Source organism: Halosegnis rubeus (genome assembly GCF_009184545.1).
GTDB lineage: Archaea > Halobacteriota > Halobacteria > Halobacteriales > Haloarculaceae > Halosegnis > Halosegnis rubeus.
In genome coordinates, this window is record NZ_QJOW01000005.1 from 74,767 (window position 1) to 91,330 (window position 16,564).

Consider the following 16,564-nt stretch of genomic DNA (forward strand, 5'->3'; position numbering starts at 1 on the left):
TGAAGACGATTCCTATCGCTTCATTCGAGCAATTCAAAGGCACCGAGCCCCGCGTACCCGACCGCAAAGCCCGCAACGATGATGCCTCCGGAGAGGACTTGGTAGAACGGCGTCGACGGGAGGAAGCCGGTTGCGAAGGTGCCGACAACGATCAGTACCGCTGCCAGTTCCAAAAACACGTACTGACGACGTTTTCCCCTCATATATTGAGGCATTTGTCCCCCTAGGTACCGTGAGATCACAGTAGATACCTTACCTCAGTCCGCCGGGATGATGGCAGCCGATTGATCGGGCTGTCGGGCTGCTTGGACCGAGTAGATTAGGCTCCCCGTGAAGAGGACGAAGCTTCCAACGATGAATACTGCACTGAGCGGCGAGGCCGAATCGACGAACACCCAGTAGAGAGGGGCGGCAATCGATGGCCCGGCAGCAAGTACCGCGATCTTCGCGACGAGTGGCCCACAGCATCCACAGGTACACGTCCCGACGATTGCAGCGCTTCCGGCGGTCCCTTCGGTCATGCCGGCTCGTTCCTCGACGCGCCAGTGACGGGCGATGAGAGCGGCGTTTAACCCGATGAGTGCGCTTAGCATCCCGACGACGATGACCTGGCCGGGTGACAGGGCTAGGAAGAACGGGATATGTATGAACGGGAGATGCGGAATCGCGATTTCGAGCGTCGGCCACGATACTAGCTGATAGATTGCGGGTAGAACGACGACCGTCACCTCTTCGGGGAAGCCCTCCTCGGGGAAAAACGAGAGGTATCCTGTTATAGAGACGAAAAAGAGTGCTAACACGACACCGACGCCGATGCCGAAGCGACGCGCAACCGGATCACGCATGACTGCGCGAATGACACTCCCTGCGTCCTTCCAGACAACGTAGCCGACTAGAATTGGTGTTCCGAGGACGATTGCGTACCCAAGTGGGTGTGTATCACTTGCCAGTCCAGGAATGAGGTAGGGGTACGAGATCCACAATCCCATGAGGATGCCGAGGAACGTGTATCGTGGGCGGGATGGCCAGCGGAGCCACCCAACGATGAAGCTCGCGACCATGATGCCCAAGCCACTCAGTAGGGCCAACGGCTGATACCACGACCGGGGGAACGGCATCGAACTCGCAGTATATGTCGGATCTGGGGAGAGCCCTTCGAAGAGAATTGCTCCGAGTGCCGTGATGGAGATCCCGACAAATACGCCGTAAAGGGCGGTTGTTGAGGTGATGCGATCGGTCCGTTTGAGAAGGATGAAGCCGCCGAGAATAACGGCACCAACGAAAGCAAGAAGTACACCGTGTCCTTGCGAGAGTCCACCGCTTCCGGTTGTACCGTGGGCGGACGCGACGGGAACCTGAGTGAGCGTAACAATTGCGGCAAGAAGTACAGAGAGTGGCCGAACAGACCCGATTCGAGTGGTCTGTCCACGGGAGGGATCTCCACGTGGGTGACGCTCTTCCGGTGACATTATTCTGTCTTGGACAGAGAGGCACTTCTACCTGACTGATTTACCTCTGATATCCTGGGCTTGACTGTCGTTAGATCCTGCTGGCTGTGGAAATATCCCCCTCCGAAAGTACGATCGGCACGGTGAATTCACTCGCCGTCCAGAAATACGAGGAACTGTATATGCTTGAAGAACCAGACCGGAAGAACGGCTCCAACCCCTGCAGCGAGTAGGAGACTATTCGATGCTGTCCACACGATCTGTCCAAGTACGGTGCCAATAATCAAGACGCCGTTGTATGCAATCGCATTCACCGCTAAATCGCCTCTTGACTCAGCCCGGGGCCATTTGATGAGACTGGGCCTGATTGCTGACGTCCGGCCGGATACTACTGCGATGAGAAGTCCGAGTAGGCCGGATACAAACCAGCCGAGTACAGCCGGTGGCCAGTTGTATACAACCGTTGCGGTGGCAAGAACAATCAGACACGGACTGGTGATTGTACCGATCTCTACGGAGGCATAGCGGGTCAAAATGTGTTCCTCAGTCCCTTGTTGTGCGGTAGCCATCTGTGAGGGTTATGGGTAGGGCAGTGGATCAGATCGGGGATGCTCCGTCGAGGATTTGAACCTCGGTCCTCGACGTGAGATGCCGAGATGGTTGGCCGAGCTACACCAACGGAGCAGCTTCAACTTGGAGCTTCAGTACTTCAGGTCTGGTCGGTGTCCTATTCAGTGGGAATCCGCCGTTTCCCCTTATGTTGGGGTCTTTGATAATGTGGTATGGAGCGTCGACAGGTTCTCAAGACAGCCGGAATTCTCGCAACAGGTGGCGTAACTGGTCTCGCTGGATGCAGTAGTTCGGGGAACGGAGACGGTGGCGGTGAGCCGACCACGACTGAAACGCAGGAGACAGCTGGTGGGTCTGGAGACTCGAATACTGTTATGATGGTCACTGACGGGAGCGAGTATTATTTCGATCCCATTGGTCTGTTCATCGAATCCGGGGAAACTGTGACATTCGAAATCCAGAGCGGCAGTCACTCGGCAACCGCCTACAAAGAGGGAACGAGCTCAGCATCAGTTACCCGGATTCCCGAAAGCGCAGAAACGTTCAATAGCGAAACGCTGAGTGAACAGGGCGCAACGTTCGAGCACACGTTCGAGACCACGGGGACGTACGATTACTTCTGTATCCCGCACAAGACTCTGGGGATGGTCGGTCGGATCGTCGTTGGCGAACCCGGCGGTCCCGCGGAGGGGAGTATGCCGCCGGACGGAGACGTCCCCGAAAGCCAGACCATCGTTGATCAAGGCAGCGTCTCGTACAGCTCGTTCTCCGGGTAGGCGGCCGCGTATACTGCGAGCTGTGCGCTCCGGAATCGCTTGTACACCATATGGCCGACATTGACTGTGCTTCGGACCGACAGTATGGAGACATACGCTGTCGATGACACTCGCACAAGGCCCGTGGCCGACATACACGGATGCTGCCCTCGATAGTGTTCTACGAGAACGACGTGAGGTTGAGCGCGAATGTCAAGCCTTCCAACGGTTTCGCCAGCGTATCCAGACCGTCGACACACAGACTCCTCGGTTCGAACGGTCCGTTGTTGGAGTGGATCAGAACCTTACATCCGAAGAGAAGTCGGTCCGTAATACCATCGAGCCGTGGTATCATGATACTGTGATGGCGGTCGACCACTACGGCGACGTGTACGGTGATTCGTTCGAGGCGAGCCTCAGTGCCGAATTCGGGGCCGATGTGTTGCTCCTGATCTCAGAAGCGACTACGTTCTCACCGCTCATCAAACAACGGCTCCTCGAGGCCGCACAGCAGTGTATTGACAACCGCCGAGTCTTTCTGGAGAGCCTCCAGGATGAATTCACTACCCTCAAAGACGTGCAATCTACAGTTCAAGAGATTCGAGAGGCGATAGCAGAACTTGATTCTACGAAATTACAGGGGAACTCAGATATTGAACTAACCGACCGATACGAGACGCTTCATACGTTGAATGATGAATGTAAGAGTTGGATCCAGCAACGGCAGGAGGAAATCCACGCTCATCGAATCGATCGGTCGGCAGACGTGGATGCCTACACTGACCTCTGTTCATATCTCTATGAGGGTCTGGAGGTTGATTATCCGGTATTGGCGACGTTTGTCGATATCTTGGAGATCATCTCCCAATATGAGTAGTCCTCTCTTTTACCTCCTACTCTGTCTTGACGTCGTCCTATGGCTGAACAGTAGTTGCTGATTTGGCTGCGATTAGTGCTGGCAAACTCAGCGATGGAATCGAGGAACTCCGTGCACCGGGTGCACGGCTTTCAGAATCGGCGTGAGTGGGCGTCGAACATGTTAGATAATCGACTCCGGCAATGACTGTGAAAGGGTGGGCTTCCGCTCGCACCGTGTCAATACCGGCTTCCAGCAAATCTACTTTGTTAACGGTTTTGTCTATCCGGTCACAACTGTACATATGGAATTCGACTTTGTGCGCTCGGTGGCCCCCCTTGTCGTAATTGTCGCCGTCGCGGCGATTGCGCTCACGACCGTGATGACCTCCTCGACGGTCTTTATGATGGTTCTGCCCTCGATGATTATCTTCTCGGTCATCGCGTTCTTCCTGGGAATGAAACATGGCGAGTTCCGCGCCAGTGCATAATAGGCCGACCCAGTAGCCGGAATCCGCTGTGTTGCGGTCCATGCTAGCCCCCAGCTGTGTTGATTCAGATTATTTCGATGACCGGTTCGCAGTCCTAGCGACGGCTGTTTTAGCGGGGTGATGTCGAACCAACAGGAGTCCACCTGGGTTGGGTAACCCCTATCGTTCAGTTAGATCCTGTCCTGGTCGTGGTGTAGAGGGTCTCTACGTGGAGTAGCCAGCGTACTCCATAAGTTGGTTGAAAATGTCAGTATCCATGACGGACCGATAGACCACGCCGGTGAGCATCCCGCCGGGATAGAACGTGCCGTTCATCACGTGGTTGACCTTGTGGCAGTGCATCAGGTAGATGCCGGGGTCTGCATCGGCAGTAAATTCGATCGTGTGTCGTTCAGCGGGGGCGACGTTCGTGACGTCCATGTCGTGGCGGGCAGCCTCTGGAATCGTCCCGCCGTCCTTTTCGACACGCTGGAAGCGGTGGTTATGGATATGCATCGGGTGCGACATGTATCCACCGTTGACGAGGTGGATGCGAACTGAGTCGCCCTCGTCGACGATGATCGGTGAGCCTTCTTCGGGGTGCAGCGTTCGGGGTGCGCTCTTCCCGTTGACGGTGAACACGTCCGGATTGCGACTGGCCGAATTGTATGTGAAGTCCGCCTCACCGGCCCACTTCCGCGGAACCCGCGAATCCCAGTCCTTGATCGTCATGAAGTATTCGCGGTCCGCCGGTTCGTAGCCTTCGGGATCAACTCGGTAGATCCCGTACATGCCCATGTCGATATGCCGGTGGGTCTGGAAGTGGCAATGGTAGAAATGCGTTCCAGGGACGTTAGCGGGAATCTCGTAGGTGTGTGTCTCCCCTGGCGGGACCTGAATCCCGGTCGTCGTCGGGACGCCGTCGTTCTCCCACGTCTTGCGAATTCCGTGGAAGTGAATCGTGTGGGGACGTCGGCCATCGGTGTTGTCGAGTGTCACCTCCATCGCGTTACCCTCGGTCGTTCTGAGAATTGGGCCTGGGACGCTGGGGTCGTTGTCGTCGGCCTGGAACGCCCAGACGCGTGGGAATTCGACGGGCCCACCCATTGTATCGAGCGGGTGGACGGCGTGGCGGGCCTGTTGAGTCCGCATCGTCACTCCACCACCCTGCTCGTCGACGTTGACGACTGTTGGAGGGCTGGTGTAGGGGAGATTAGGCGAGTCAGTTTGTGTCTGCGTGGCCGTATCGCTCGTTGCTGCTGGCTCGTTAGCTCCGCCCGCCGAACAGCCTGCTAACGAAGCGATACCCGTCGCGCCAGTTGCCGCGAGAAACTCACGCCGGGACAGTCCGGTTCCGGGTGCGCCGAAACGTGTGGTCATGATACACTCGGCATTTTGGTTGGCCTAAACATAGGGCGACTGCGGTGTCCCAATTCACGGGACAGTGCGTGGATATGTTCGGCAAAAGGCGAATGGAGATGGCGGCTTTTTATTTATACTTGTTCGCCGTTAGGAGTCTGAAATTGAGACGACAAAGTGGTCAGATTTTTAGAGTCCGCCCGTCGCCGTCAGATAGGCCCCTGCAAACTGCACCGCGTTATACGTCCCGTGAATCACAGCCGGCACTGTGAGGTTGTCCGTATACTCGTACGCTGCTCCCAGTACTAAGGCCAGGACGAATGCGATACCGATGTACACCAGTTTGCCTTCCCCTGACAACGAGAAGAGATGGATCGATGCGAACAGAGCGCTTGCGAGGATGATTGCACGAGCCGGATGGAGACTTTCACGGAGGGTGCCCTGTACGAGGCCCCGGAACAACAGCTCTTCTCCCGGGCCGACTAACAGGAATTGAAGGGGGATCAGAAGAAGGAATACACTCGGATTTTGTCGCCCGACCTCGACGATCTGATTCTGAGCCGAGTTCAGACCGAGGGCTGTGATTACTGAGGACGCCACAAAGAGCAACCCCAGGATCGCTATACTCCCGCCAACAATCACTGCTCCATCACGCTTGTCAGGTGAACGAACTGGAACGAATCCCAATCCGAGATCACGGCCTTTGAGATAAAGGATGGCGATGCCCCCAAACGTCACTCCTTGGAGGAAGAACGTGCTCACAACCAGTCTGAGGGCTGGGCGCGACGCGAGGTCGACTCCGAACAACCCGACTACCGTCGCGACGGCAAGGATTACGATAGCCCCCGCGACGTATGATCCATACGTGAGACCAATCGCCGAGGCGACAGACCGGAAACGAGATATCGACGACATTAATCAGATGTGAGCGTAGGGCTCCACCCTACAAGCTGGCTTCGATAGGTCGATTCCGGCGCTATTCATTCCAAGACATCCCGCGGTAGTGATTTTGTTCATAGCTGACGTTCAGGTTCGACGAGGTTGGATCCAGCGAGGACTGTAATTATCACGAGCACGAACGCGATGAGTGAGAGATTCGGAATTGTAAGTCCGAGCACCGGAGCCTGCCACTGGACAACTGCACAGGGGCCAGCAAAGGTGCATGAGGCCGTCGTTGCTTGGAGTACGGAGTGATATCCCGCGATTGAAGCTCCCACCACGGATAGTGGCACGACTGTTCGCCAGATTGTGTTGTGGCTCTCGAGGGCGGCAACGCCGAGAACGACGACAAGCGGATACATGAGGATACGTTGGTACCAGCAGAGGGTACACGGAACGAGACCGAGGCCGAGACTGAACCAGAGGCTTCCCAGGGTTGCAATCGCCGCGACGCCTGCCCCGCCTGCAAGCCAGAATCGTCCGTCGGACATCCATGACTCAGTTTGATCCAGCTGCATCTTCGATCAGCTGTCTTACTCGCTCTTCGTTTCCGAGTGGATTGACCGTCATGCCATCGATGAGGAGCGTGGGTGTGGCATCGACACCGACATCGCTCGCAGCCCTGTCAGTCGCCCGCAGCGCGTCGTCATACTGATTTTCTTGGATGGCCGTGCGGACCGACGCTGTCTCGGAGACGCCTGCGGCCTGAGCAAACTCGACCAATCTCTCGGCGGTCGCCCACTGGTCGCTCTCGGGTGGTTGATTCCCGAACACGTATTCGTGAAACGCCCAGTATGAGGCTGGGTCGGTGTTCCAGACGGCTAATCCGGCCTGACCGGCTGCCGGTGCATCGGGGCCCAAAAATGGGTCGCCACCGATATATGCCAGATTGCGGAACTCGAGCGCAATTGTTCCTGGTTCCACGTAGTCCGTCACGAGTTGTGAAAGCATCTCCGTACTGAACTGGGCGCAGTACGGACACTTCCAGCTCCCGAAGTATGTGACCATGACATCGGCATCAGCAGACCCCATCGTCGCATAGCGGAAGTCTCCAGGCGAGTCGGGAATCGGGGCAGTGGTAACGGCACCCGTATCACCTCCAGCAGTCGCGCCGTCATCCGGCTCAGTGCTCGTATTGTTAGAGAGAGCGGTGGCGCCGATCACGAGACCGGCAGTGGCGGCACCACCACCGCCGAGGAGAAGCTGTCGGCGGGTTAGTCCTCCGACAGCAGCTCCAACACCTCCCTCGGAGAGCCGCTCTGAGAACGTGAGTGAATCAACGGCTGTCTCAGCCCGTTTGTAATCCACACCTGAGAGGTCGTCGGGGTGCGCGACGAGCCAGTGTCTGTAGAGCTGCTCGTCAGTCTCGTCACCGAGTTGTTCGCCACAATAATGGCAGGCGCTGTGAACGTTCCATGTGTGGTCACGCGCTGCTCCAGCTGTTTCGAATTGATCTGTACAGATCGGGCAGGTATGGGCAGTCATTCGTGATCACTACTCCAAGTGTAGATTTCATAGGCTCCGTGTTCTGCTCTCATAGTGAGCTGAATCGTCGGTATCTGTGGCATTGTGTTATACGCAAGGGGTCATCAGCGGCGGAGATATGCGACGAGGCAGGTCGTCAGGAGACAGAGGAGAATGAGAATTGCCACGCCCAGATGCGTCGTCACGATGGTCGGTTGGAGATCTTCCGTGACGGTCAATCCTCCGAGGATAACCTGTAACGGAAGGAGGACGAGAGCGGCCGTGGCCGACCATTTGACAATCGGGGTATTACGGTGTGTCACCCACGCTCCAAGGGTCGTGCCGACGATCAGAACCCCGGCCGTCATCGCCAGTCCACGGTGAGCCCACTCAGCGAAGATTTGGAGTGCAGAGTATGGCGAGTTAGCAATGATCTCGGGTTGAAGGAAGGGGACCCACGTCCCGTAGCAGGTCGGCCAATCGGGACAGGAAAGTCCAGCACCGATTGCACTGGTGTAGGCTCCAAGAAGCATCACAATATACGTCACTAGTAGCGTCAAACTGGCGATATGCCTGTACTCGACCGGAATCCTTGAAATCGCGGTTCGTATATCGTGCCTGCGGAGTCGGGCTTGAGACATAATATTGGGTAGGGACGTTGACTTGCGGTGTGACGAGTTGATGTCTTGGAGACAAAGTGTTAAGCCGGATTCCCAGCGAGTGGGACACCGCCTGCTATTCATTGAGGAGCCGTCTCATGATACTGTTAAGAAGACACACGGTTTGTAGGGAAAACCCCTATATGCCAATAGTATGATGGCTCAAGAACATACCCAGGAACGGTCAATAGATGAACGCGACCGCGAGGTGAAGTCTGCCAACGACAACATCTGTCCCGAGTGTCAGGGTCATATTACACGGACTAGCGACAGCGGTGAGGCGACCTGCGAAAGCTGTGGGTTGGTTTTTGAAGATAATCCAATCGACCACGGTCCTGAGTGGCGTGCGTTCACTTCAGAGGAACGCGATGAAAAGAGTCGGGTCGGGGCTCCGACGACGCAGCTGATGCACGATAAGGGTCTGAGTACGACTATCGGCTGGCAGGACAAGGATGCCTACGGACAGGCTGTCTCTGGTCGCAAACGTGCTCAATTACAGCGCCTCCGGACGTGGGACGAGCGGTTCCGTACGAAGGATGCTCACGAGCGGAATCTCAAGCAAGCGCTCGGGGAGATCAGCCGCATGGCGTCCGCTCTGGGACTTCCTGAATCGGTTCGGGAAACTGCAGGCGTCCTGTACCGGCGTGCTGTGGAGCAGAACCTGCTCCCCGGTCGCTCGATCGAGGGTATGTCGACGGCGTCGTTGTATGCGGCTGCTCGACAGCACGGAATGCCACGGCCGCTGACGGAGTTCGCCGATGTCAGCCGTGTCGAGAAAATCCGGATCCAGCGAGCGTACCGATATCTGTCCCGAGAACTTGGGCTGGAGATCGAGCCGGAGGATCCCATGCAATATATTCCACAATTCGCGTCATCGCTCGACGTGAGCGACGAAGCAGAACGGCGCTCTCGAGAACTGCTTGAGGTAGCTACAGATAATGCCGTCCACAGTGGAAAGAGTCCAGCCGGGTTGGCGGCTGCCGCTCTGTATGCTGCGACCCACCTCACGAACGAACAGCTCACACAGGAGACGGTGAGTGAGGTCGCCCACGTCAGTCGAGTCACGATCCGAAATCGATACCAAGAGCTTCTCGAGGTGTACGCGCAGTATGACTGACCGGATAGCCCCTGCCGGGCGAAATCCAGCTACTGAGTGGGTCATGATACGATATTTACCATGAGCGAGTTCTCAATACAGACCGAGGTCGAGATATTGGAGCTGCTCGTTGATGAGTCACCGTGCCATGTGATGGAGATCACTAACGCCGTCGATGGACACCCGATCACCATTGACCAAACGTGTGCTCACCTCCATAGTGAGGGCTGTATTGTTCCACTGGGGAGGGGTCTCTACGAGATCACAGACGCAGGCGAACAACGACTCGAAATTCAGCACGATTCATAATTGTGTCACCATGTCTCCCCTCTTTCGATGGATCGACCGTCATGACTCTGGAACCACGATCCCGACTGAGTTCGTGGGACCAATGGGATGCCTCTCCAGCAATCGGACACCATATCCCGAGGACCACGTATTATCGAATAATGGGAGATGATTCAGTGTCGTCCGAGGACACTCCGGAGGTACAGGATGTCCTTGATGCGCTGGATGATCCCGCGTGTCGGGCTATTCTCCAGGAAACTATCGAACCAATGACTGCGAACGAACTCCTCGACGCATGTGACATCCCCAAGTCGACGCTGTATCGAAAATTAGAACTCCTCAGTTCCGCTTCCCTCGTTCGAGAACAGGAGACGATCAACCCCGGAGGTGGACGGGTTACCTACTACGAGCGGTCGTTCGAGGACGTCACGATCTCTATGGACGACACAGGTACGTTTTCGGTGAGCGTCGATCGGCCGCCGAAATCTACAGACGAACGGCTTGCAGATATCTGGTCGATGATGGGGGACGAAGTATGAACGGCGTCATCACGGCGATTGCAGTCGTCAAGTTCGTAATCCTGCTTCTCGGTGGCGGGATTACCTATATTGCATTTAAAGCCTATCGACGTACGGGTGCGGATTCGCTACGTGTCCTTGGTGTCGGGTTCGGTATCATCACACTCGGGGCAATTCTAACTGGCGTGGCCAACCAGTTCTTTTCTGTCGGATTGGCCCTCGGCGTGCTCATCAACAGCCTGTTCGTCGCCCTTGGCCTCGCGGTCATCATGTACTCGCTGTATATCCAGAAATGAACCCCGTTCCGAATGTTGCCGTTCCTGATCTCCGTCGGGGTAGCTACCTAATCCTTTTCGGCGTTGTTCTGTTCGTTCTCACGCTTGTTAGCAGTGCAATGCTCGCCCCTGCGATTGGGACGGCTTCGGAGACAGACCAGACGTCCCGAACCTTGGTCGGGTCTCAGGGGGGTGGCCCAGGCTGGCACGAATACGGCAGCGTCTATCTTCTCAACGGGACGAACACTACCTGGCGTGAATCGAGTGCTGATAGCTATTTTGACGTCACACAAACGGAGAACGGAACAGTGTTAGCCGGGTTCATGGACAGCGGGTACGCTTCGTGCGGACCGTACGAGTCTCCCTGTACCCGAACGGGATTCCGAGTCATTGACCCCGGGAAAGACCTGCAGGTGGTTTCGGAGTATAGCTTCCCGGTGCGAACGAACAAGAACAGCGAAGTCCACGATGTCGAACGACTCGAATCGGGAGAATACTTGGTCACCGATATGGAGTACGAGCGTATCTTTACTGTCAAGAACGGCGAAGTCACGTGGCAGTGGAATGCGAGTTCGTTCTACGACGCCCCACAAGATCCGACGACGACCGACTGGCTGCACATCAACGACGTGGACGTCATCGGCTCTGGGCGCTATCTCGTCTCAGTACGGAATGCCAACCAGCTACTCGTTATCGAGCGCGGCGAGGGCGTCGTTGAGGTTATCAATGAGGATACGACCGATTCGAACGATGCCAATTGCCGGAAATCCGGCCAGTTGAACGACTATGACAATGATGGCGATATTCGATGCGGTGACCCCGACGTGCTCAACCACCAGCACAACCCCCAGTGGCTCGGGGATGGTGCCGTCCTCGTTGCCGACAGCGAGAACGACCGAGTCGTGGAACTGCATCGAACGGAGGGCGGTAAATGGGAGCCAGCGTGGGCTCTTGATCGGGCAGCGGGTGTCGAGCTCGATTGGCCCCGGGATGCGGATCGCCTCCCGAACGGAAACACGCTTATCACCGACACGCTCAACCGGCGACTCGTAGAGGTCGACGAATCCGGGACTGTCGTCTGGAGCGTTCGAACAGAGCGTATCCCATACGAAGCCGACCGACTGCCCTACGGTGAGTCTGTCGGAGCCCCGAAGTACACGACTAACGGAAGCAGCGTCGACAGCCCTGACGCCGGCGTGCCGGTTCTCTCACTACTGCTGGTCGGGCTTCGGGCAGTCGTTCCGTCAACGCCATTCTGGTTCCGGGAACCACAACTTGGACTGACGCTTGTCTCTACACTCCTCATTGTCGTCGGCGGAGTTGATCGTATTCGTAACTAAATTTCCTCTCGAAGCCAGTCGAGAGCTCGCTCGCGTTTCTTGATGTCGAAATATCGCATTTCGTTGGGGGCGACTGGCCAGATCGGTCGGATTGCATACCACCAGTCGAACAGGAGTTTTGCCCATCGTGTATCGCCGACTGCGGCGTACCGGTCGATATCGAACTCAGGGCCGTACCGGAGATCGGGAACCACCCCGTGGAGGTGTGTGAGAAACGCCCTGAACGTCCAGTTCGGAACTTCCTCGTACACGTGGATGTACCCGTGCTTATCGCTCTTTTCGACGAGGAGTGAGTACAGCTCTTGATAGCCTGTTCGCGTGCCCTTCCCGACGCGAATCGCAATGAGGTTCTCGTTCGTCTCGTCCAACACCTCGAACATTTGATCGGGTGCTGTGTGGGACATCGTTAGTGGGAGTGATTCGTCGTACCGACAGGGTCAGTATCGGGATCGGTACGCCCGACGAGCTCCACGGTTGCGTGGTCGATTCCTCGATTCGTGAGATAGTCGTGAACCCGTGACTGGATTCTCCGTTGCTCCTCGAGTGTGGTCGACGTATCTGTCAGTCGGACGGTTGCGACGGTGAGTTGACTACAGACTTGCCAGACGTGGAGATCCTCAATCTGGTCGACGCCATCGAGTGTCGTCAATTCATCCCGGAGTTCTTCGGACGACACCGGGCTCCGTTCCAACAGGATCGAGGTGCTTTCCCGGAGGACGTTCCCGGCCGACGCGAGCACCAGCAGCCCAATGAGTACGGCCGCCACAGGGTCTGCGATGGGGAGATCGAACACTGCGACGGCGGCGGTCGAGACGATTACCGCAACAGAGCCACCGGCGTCACCGAGCAGGTGGTAGAACGCCCCGCGCTCGTTGAGACTCATCTCACCACCCTGCAACACGTACACGGAGCCGATGTTTACCAGCAGGCCACCCGTAGCGATGATCAGCGTCAACTCGGGATTGATCGCCACTGGCTCAAGGAACCGCTGGTAGGACTCCCAGACGATGTATCCGACCATTGGAAGGAGCAAGACGCCGTTCAGGAAGGCCGCAACCGGCTCCAGTCGGTGGAGACCGTACGACCACGCCTCGCCACCCTCGAACCGTTCGGCGGTGTAGCTCGCGCCGAACGCCATCGCGTACGCCAGCATATCGAACAGCATGTGGAGTGCGTCGCTGATAAGCGCGACCGACCCGAACAGGAGTCCACCAGCCAGTTCGATGACGAATCCAAAGAAATTGACGACCGCGACGAGCGCAAGCCGACGCGTACTGCCACTTGATTTAGACGGGAGGTTGTGCTCTGCGGTCTCCTCATCAGTATGCTCGTGAAGGGTCATAAGTTCACATTAGAGGGGGTTCTATTTCGAATCTGAGGATTCCGGTTGTTCCTGGGTAGATTCCTGGGCCCCGTCTTCACTCGTCACCATCGAATCCTGCGCCGTTGATTCAGTGCTATCCGAAGAGGTAATCTCCTCATCGGCTCCCTCCGGTTCTGGTTTGGACCGCTCCGATTCTTCGGAGAGTGATGTATCTTGGGCGGAGGAGCCCGCGAAATCGAGCGGACGAAGCCAGATGAACCAAACCACAAATACGGTTGTGCCATAGCCGACGATCCACACGAGGTCAGCAACTGCAGAGAGGTTCGCCTGTTCGAAGGTGTATACCAACAAACCGGGCCCGATGAGCCCAATGAGCACAACGAGGACGGCAAACTGCGGAGACGAGAGTCCGAACGGGTATCGTTGCTGATCTGCCTCCGTATGGGATGTTGCGTTTCCCTCATTCTCTGCACCCATCTTACCCCTCCGAAGCGCTGGTTTCGGTGTCTGTCTCCGGCGTGATTCGAGAGAGTCGCATCGCGTTCCCGGTGACGGCCGTCGTCATTCCGGCATCGCCAGCGAGGACGGCGAGCCAGATCGGGACGTATCCGAACGGGACTGCGACTGCCAGCCCGGCTTTGACAGCGAGACTCGACCAGATGTTCTGTCGGATGACCCCGTTCGCATCGTGTGCGAGTTCGTAGAGGTACGGGAGCTTTGCGAGGTCATCACCCATCAAGGCGATGTCGGCGGTCTCCAATGCGGTATCAGTCCCGGCAGCCCCCATCGCCACGCCGACTGTGGCGGTGGCGAGCGCCGGTGCGTCGTTGATGCCGTCACCGACCATCGCAACGCCGTCGTACTCCTCGACGAGCTCCTCGATCGCCGTCACCTTGTCCTCGGGGAGTAATTCGGCCTGGTACTCGTCGACGCCGACCTGTTCGGCGATCGCGCGGGCAGTCCGCTCATTGTCACCCGTCAGCATCACCGTTCGGGAGACGCCGAGTTGCTTGAGTCGCGTCACTGTTCGCTTCGCTTCGGGTCGGATCTCGTCGGCGACTGCGATGACGCCTTCGAGTTCGTCTTCGGTTCCAACGAGGACAACGGTCTTCCCTTCTGCTTGGAGTTCGGGAACGGTCTCGTCGAGAAGGTCGAGGCAGTTGTTCCGGTCGCATATCTGCCGAGCTGTCTGGGTGACGACACCGCCGTCAGTGGTCGCGTGGACGTGTGATAGGTCGAATCCCAGCTCCTCGAACAGCCCCGGCTTGCCAGCGAAGTGGGGCGTCCCGTCGAGGTCGGCCCGGACGCCCTTGCCGGTGATGCTCTCGAAATCATCGATCTCGCGCTCGGCGACTCCCATGCTGCCGGCCTCAGCGACGATCGCCTCGCCGATGGGATGTTCGCTCCGTTGTTCGAGCCCGCGGGCACACCGGAGGACGTCTTCCTCCGAATTTTCGTTTAATGGAACGACGTCAGTGACGGTGAGCTCACCTTTCGTGAGCGTCCCCGTTTTGTCGAAGGCGACGACGTCGACGGCCCCCATCGCTTCGAGGTGGTTGCCGCCCTTGATCAGGACGCCGTTCTTCGCGGCGCTCGTAATTCCCGACACGACGGACACGGGTGTCGAGATGACGAACGCACACGGGCAGGCCAGTACCAGTAACGTCAACCCGTAGACGACGGCCGTGGGCCAGGTCGTGCCGAGAACGTACGGGCTTCCCACCGTCGTCAAAATGGCGAAGGCAACGACGACTGGCGTGTAGTACGTTGAGAAGCGTTCGACGAATTGCTCGCGCTCGGTCTTGTTCGACTGGGCATCCTCGACCATCTCCACGATTCGCGAGAGCGTGTTATCACCGGCTTCAGAGGTAACCTCTACCTCAAGATAGCCCTCTTCGTTGATCGTGCCGGCGTATACCTCATCTCCCATCGTCTTGTCGACGGGTACGCTTTCGCCTGTGATGGGTGCCTGATTGACGGCGCTTTCACCGTCGACGACGGTTCCGTCCATCGGGATCTTCTCCCCCGGTTTGACGACGACCACGTCGCCGACAGCGACCTCGTCGACAGGAACTGTCTCCGTGGTATCGTCCCGTTTGACGGTTGCCTCATCCGGTGAGAGGTCCATCAACTCCCGGAGCGAGTTCCGAGCGCGATCCATCGAGTACCGCTCCAGCAGCTCGGCGATACTGAACAGGAACGCGAGGGTGGCCGCCTCGAAGTAGAGCGCCTCACCGAAGGCGAGGCTCGCAACGAGTGCTCCGAGGATAGCCACCGACATCAGGAAGTCGATATCGAGGTTCAGATTCCGAGCGGAGTAGTAGCCGTTGCGGAAGATCTCCTGACCACCGGACGCGACGGCAACGAGGAACAGTACGTCGGCGACGAGCAGCTCCGTTCCGAGAAGGCTTGCAAGCTGTACATTCTGCCCGGTCAGGAAGAACTCGAAGAGCAAGCCGAGAGCGACGAATCCACCGCTGATCCACGTCTTGAGTGCTCGTGGACTCGTCCAGATGCTCTCGCGTTCCTCAGTCGGGTCCTGCCGTCCTGATTCGTCGCTCGACGTGTCTGTAACCTTGTACCCGGCACGTTCGATAGCGCCGATGATATCGGCTTCTCCAGTCCTCGAAGAATCGTACGTGACGACGACGGTTCCGGTCGTCGGCTGGGTTTCGAATGTTGTAATTCCCTCGACCCTCTCGAGAGCGTTCTCGATTTTGCCAGCACACGACGGGCAATCCATTTCCGGAACCGTGAATTTCGAGGACACTTCGCCGGTGTCCTCCACGGTGTACCCGGCCTTTTCGACCCGATTAGCAATCGCGGTGGCACTCGTTTGTTCGCCGTCGTATGAAACGGTCAGCGTCCCTTTCGTCACTTGCGGGTCGACGCTGCGGATTCCGTCCAGTTTTTCGACGCTGTTCTCTACCTTTCCTGCACAGGATGGACAATCCATCTCCGGGACCGCGAATTGTGCAACGTCCCCTTGGTCTATGGGTGGAGAAACGTCGTCGACGCCCTGTTCTGTGTGTTGGGCGTGTTCGTGATCACTGTGGTCGTGGTCATGCGTGTGACTATGCTCGTGGGACCCTTCTTCGTGTTCGTGGGCGCGATCCGGTGGCTCACCACTCCTGTTGTGGGAATCGTCGTCGGGGGAGGTCATCACTCTCCCCTAGCCACTACACATTTATTAAATCGACTGCT

General features: G+C 57.3%; 20 protein-coding genes and 1 tRNA gene. 8 read left to right on the top strand and 13 right to left on the bottom strand.

From position 1 onward, the window contains the following. Positions 1–20 precede the first annotated feature (20 nt). The 4 genes from DMP03_RS11635 to DMP03_RS11650 all read right to left on the bottom strand — a co-directional run bounded on the left by DMP03_RS11635 (position 21) and on the right by DMP03_RS11650 (position 2,132). A complete protein-coding gene (locus DMP03_RS11635) occupies positions 21–203 on the bottom strand; it encodes a hypothetical protein (protein ID WP_225935282.1) in 183 nt (60 codons plus the stop codon). A gap of 54 nt (positions 204–257) precedes the next feature. Then, positions 258–1,469 carry a hypothetical protein gene (locus DMP03_RS11640; RefSeq protein WP_011222425.1) on the bottom strand — a complete coding sequence of 404 codons (1,212 nt, stop codon included), beginning with the start codon at positions 1,467–1,469 and terminating at the stop codon, positions 258–260. A gap of 128 nt (positions 1,470–1,597) precedes the next feature. After that, on the bottom strand, positions 1,598–1,981 hold the full coding sequence (locus DMP03_RS14525) for a hypothetical protein (protein WP_235908709.1): 384 nt from the start codon (positions 1,979–1,981) through the stop codon (positions 1,598–1,600). Positions 1,982–2,057: 76 nt separating this feature from the next. Continuing rightward, positions 2,058–2,132: transfer RNA gene (locus DMP03_RS11650), tRNA-Glu, on the bottom strand. 98 nt (positions 2,133–2,230) lie between these two features. Here DMP03_RS11650 and DMP03_RS11655 point away from each other — a divergent pair. From DMP03_RS11655 to DMP03_RS11665, 3 genes are all read left to right on the top strand, one after another. Then, positions 2,231–2,794 carry a plastocyanin/azurin family copper-binding protein gene (locus tag DMP03_RS11655; RefSeq protein ID WP_011222427.1) on the top strand — a complete coding sequence of 188 codons (564 nt, stop codon included), beginning with the start codon at positions 2,231–2,233 and terminating at the stop codon, positions 2,792–2,794. 103 nt (positions 2,795–2,897) lie between these two features. After that, on the top strand, positions 2,898–3,650 hold the full coding sequence (locus DMP03_RS11660) for a DUF7260 family protein (protein ID WP_011222428.1): 753 nt from the start codon (positions 2,898–2,900) through the stop codon (positions 3,648–3,650). Between the two features lie 283 nt (positions 3,651–3,933). After that, positions 3,934–4,119 carry a DUF7333 family protein gene (locus DMP03_RS11665; RefSeq protein WP_011222429.1) on the top strand — a complete coding sequence of 62 codons (186 nt, stop codon included), beginning with the start codon at positions 3,934–3,936 and terminating at the stop codon, positions 4,117–4,119. A gap of 204 nt (positions 4,120–4,323) precedes the next feature. Here the strand turns inward: DMP03_RS11665 and DMP03_RS11670 are convergent, their stop codons facing one another. From DMP03_RS11670 to DMP03_RS11690, 5 genes are all read right to left on the bottom strand, one after another. Next, positions 4,324–5,478, bottom strand: coding sequence for a multicopper oxidase domain-containing protein (locus tag DMP03_RS11670; protein ID WP_004594571.1), 1,155 nt, complete (start codon positions 5,476–5,478; stop codon positions 4,324–4,326). Between the two features lie 168 nt (positions 5,479–5,646). Beyond that, positions 5,647–6,219: a CPBP family intramembrane glutamic endopeptidase gene (locus tag DMP03_RS11675; protein WP_225935283.1), complete on the bottom strand. Its 573-nt coding sequence runs from the start codon at positions 6,217–6,219 to the stop codon at positions 5,647–5,649. A 251-nt stretch (positions 6,220–6,470) separates the two neighbouring features. Beyond that, entirely contained in the window at positions 6,471–6,914 is a 444-nt protein-coding gene (locus tag DMP03_RS11680) for a disulfide bond formation protein B (protein WP_004594569.1), read from the bottom strand. Then, positions 6,895–7,881 (bottom strand): thioredoxin domain-containing protein, encoded by a 987-nt coding sequence (locus DMP03_RS11685; RefSeq protein ID WP_004594568.1) that lies wholly within the window; start codon positions 7,879–7,881, stop codon positions 6,895–6,897. Before DMP03_RS11685 ends, DMP03_RS11680 begins: the two co-directional genes overlap by 20 nt. A 104-nt stretch (positions 7,882–7,985) precedes the next feature. After that, positions 7,986–8,603, bottom strand: coding sequence for a COX15/CtaA family protein (locus tag DMP03_RS11690; RefSeq protein ID WP_011222430.1), 618 nt, complete (start codon positions 8,601–8,603; stop codon positions 7,986–7,988). 70 nt (positions 8,604–8,673) lie between these two features. On the opposite strand from DMP03_RS11690, the gene DMP03_RS11695 reads away from it, so the two are divergent. The 5 genes from DMP03_RS11695 to DMP03_RS11715 all read left to right on the top strand — a co-directional run bounded on the left by DMP03_RS11695 (position 8,674) and on the right by DMP03_RS11715 (position 12,036). After that, on the top strand, positions 8,674–9,636 hold the full coding sequence (locus tag DMP03_RS11695) for a transcription initiation factor IIB (RefSeq protein WP_004594566.1): 963 nt from the start codon (positions 8,674–8,676) through the stop codon (positions 9,634–9,636). A gap of 60 nt (positions 9,637–9,696) precedes the next feature. Then, on the top strand, positions 9,697–9,924 hold the full coding sequence (locus DMP03_RS11700) for a hypothetical protein (RefSeq protein WP_004594565.1): 228 nt from the start codon (positions 9,697–9,699) through the stop codon (positions 9,922–9,924). A gap of 140 nt (positions 9,925–10,064) precedes the next feature. After that, positions 10,065–10,442, top strand: a complete 378-nt coding sequence (locus DMP03_RS11705; RefSeq protein WP_004594564.1) for a winged helix-turn-helix domain-containing protein — start codon at positions 10,065–10,067, stop codon at positions 10,440–10,442. Then, on the top strand, positions 10,439–10,717 hold the full coding sequence (locus DMP03_RS11710) for a DUF7521 family protein (protein WP_004594563.1): 279 nt from the start codon (positions 10,439–10,441) through the stop codon (positions 10,715–10,717). Before DMP03_RS11705 ends, DMP03_RS11710 begins: the two co-directional genes overlap by 4 nt. Further along, on the top strand, positions 10,714–12,036 hold the full coding sequence (locus tag DMP03_RS11715) for an arylsulfotransferase family protein (RefSeq protein ID WP_004594562.1): 1,323 nt from the start codon (positions 10,714–10,716) through the stop codon (positions 12,034–12,036). Before DMP03_RS11710 ends, DMP03_RS11715 begins: the two co-directional genes overlap by 4 nt. Here the strand turns inward: DMP03_RS11715 and DMP03_RS11720 are convergent. From DMP03_RS11720 to DMP03_RS11735, 4 genes are read right to left on the bottom strand one after another with little or no spacing between them, the layout of a single operon-like run. Beyond that, positions 12,033–12,440 carry a SpoIIAA family protein gene (locus DMP03_RS11720; protein ID WP_011222432.1) on the bottom strand — a complete coding sequence of 136 codons (408 nt, stop codon included), beginning with the start codon at positions 12,438–12,440 and terminating at the stop codon, positions 12,033–12,035. The two genes, DMP03_RS11715 and DMP03_RS11720, sit on opposite strands and share 4 nt — an antisense overlap. 2 nt (positions 12,441–12,442) lie before the next feature. Then, positions 12,443–13,378: a cation diffusion facilitator family transporter gene (locus DMP03_RS11725; protein ID WP_004594560.1), complete on the bottom strand. Its 936-nt coding sequence runs from the start codon at positions 13,376–13,378 to the stop codon at positions 12,443–12,445. Positions 13,379–13,399: 21 nt separating this feature from the next. Next, on the bottom strand, positions 13,400–13,837 hold the full coding sequence (locus tag DMP03_RS11730; RefSeq protein WP_004594559.1) for a hypothetical protein: 438 nt from the start codon (positions 13,835–13,837) through the stop codon (positions 13,400–13,402). 1 nt (position 13,838) lies between these two features. Beyond that, positions 13,839–16,523: a heavy metal translocating P-type ATPase gene (locus DMP03_RS11735; protein ID WP_004594558.1), complete on the bottom strand. Its 2,685-nt coding sequence runs from the start codon at positions 16,521–16,523 to the stop codon at positions 13,839–13,841. Positions 16,524–16,564 lie beyond the last annotated feature (41 nt).

Bases quoted from the DNA above. Each gene is read 5' to 3' on its own strand.
- DMP03_RS11635 (WP_225935282.1), bottom strand. From the start codon at position 203: ATGAGGGGAAAACGTCGTCAGTACGTGTTTTTGGAACTGGCAGCGGTA.
- DMP03_RS11640 (WP_011222425.1), bottom strand. From the start codon at position 1,469: ATGTCACCGGAAGAGCGTCACCCACGTGGAGATCCCTCCCGTGGACAG.
- DMP03_RS11655 (WP_011222427.1), top strand. From the start codon at position 2,231: ATGGAGCGTCGACAGGTTCTCAAGACAGCCGGAATTCTCGCAACAGGT.
- DMP03_RS11660 (WP_011222428.1), top strand. From the start codon at position 2,898: ATGACACTCGCACAAGGCCCGTGGCCGACATACACGGATGCTGCCCTC.
- DMP03_RS11665 (WP_011222429.1), top strand. From the start codon at position 3,934: ATGGAATTCGACTTTGTGCGCTCGGTGGCCCCCCTTGTCGTAATTGTC.
- DMP03_RS11670 (WP_004594571.1), bottom strand. From the start codon at position 5,478: ATGACCACACGTTTCGGCGCACCCGGAACCGGACTGTCCCGGCGTGAG.
- DMP03_RS11680 (WP_004594569.1), bottom strand. From the start codon at position 6,914: ATGCAGCTGGATCAAACTGAGTCATGGATGTCCGACGGACGATTCTGG.
- DMP03_RS11685 (WP_004594568.1), bottom strand. From the start codon at position 7,881: ATGACTGCCCATACCTGCCCGATCTGTACAGATCAATTCGAAACAGCT.
- DMP03_RS11690 (WP_011222430.1), bottom strand. From the start codon at position 8,603: ATGAATAGCAGGCGGTGTCCCACTCGCTGGGAATCCGGCTTAACACTT.
- DMP03_RS11695 (WP_004594566.1), top strand. From the start codon at position 8,674: ATGATGGCTCAAGAACATACCCAGGAACGGTCAATAGATGAACGCGAC.
- DMP03_RS11700 (WP_004594565.1), top strand. From the start codon at position 9,697: ATGAGCGAGTTCTCAATACAGACCGAGGTCGAGATATTGGAGCTGCTC.
- DMP03_RS11705 (WP_004594564.1), top strand. From the start codon at position 10,065: ATGGGAGATGATTCAGTGTCGTCCGAGGACACTCCGGAGGTACAGGAT.
- DMP03_RS11710 (WP_004594563.1), top strand. From the start codon at position 10,439: ATGAACGGCGTCATCACGGCGATTGCAGTCGTCAAGTTCGTAATCCTG.
- DMP03_RS11715 (WP_004594562.1), top strand. From the start codon at position 10,714: ATGAACCCCGTTCCGAATGTTGCCGTTCCTGATCTCCGTCGGGGTAGC.
- DMP03_RS11720 (WP_011222432.1), bottom strand. From the start codon at position 12,440: ATGTCCCACACAGCACCCGATCAAATGTTCGAGGTGTTGGACGAGACG.
- DMP03_RS11725 (WP_004594560.1), bottom strand. From the start codon at position 13,378: ATGACCCTTCACGAGCATACTGATGAGGAGACCGCAGAGCACAACCTC.
- DMP03_RS11730 (WP_004594559.1), bottom strand. From the start codon at position 13,837: ATGGGTGCAGAGAATGAGGGAAACGCAACATCCCATACGGAGGCAGAT.
- DMP03_RS11735 (WP_004594558.1), bottom strand. From the start codon at position 16,523: ATGACCTCCCCCGACGACGATTCCCACAACAGGAGTGGTGAGCCACCG.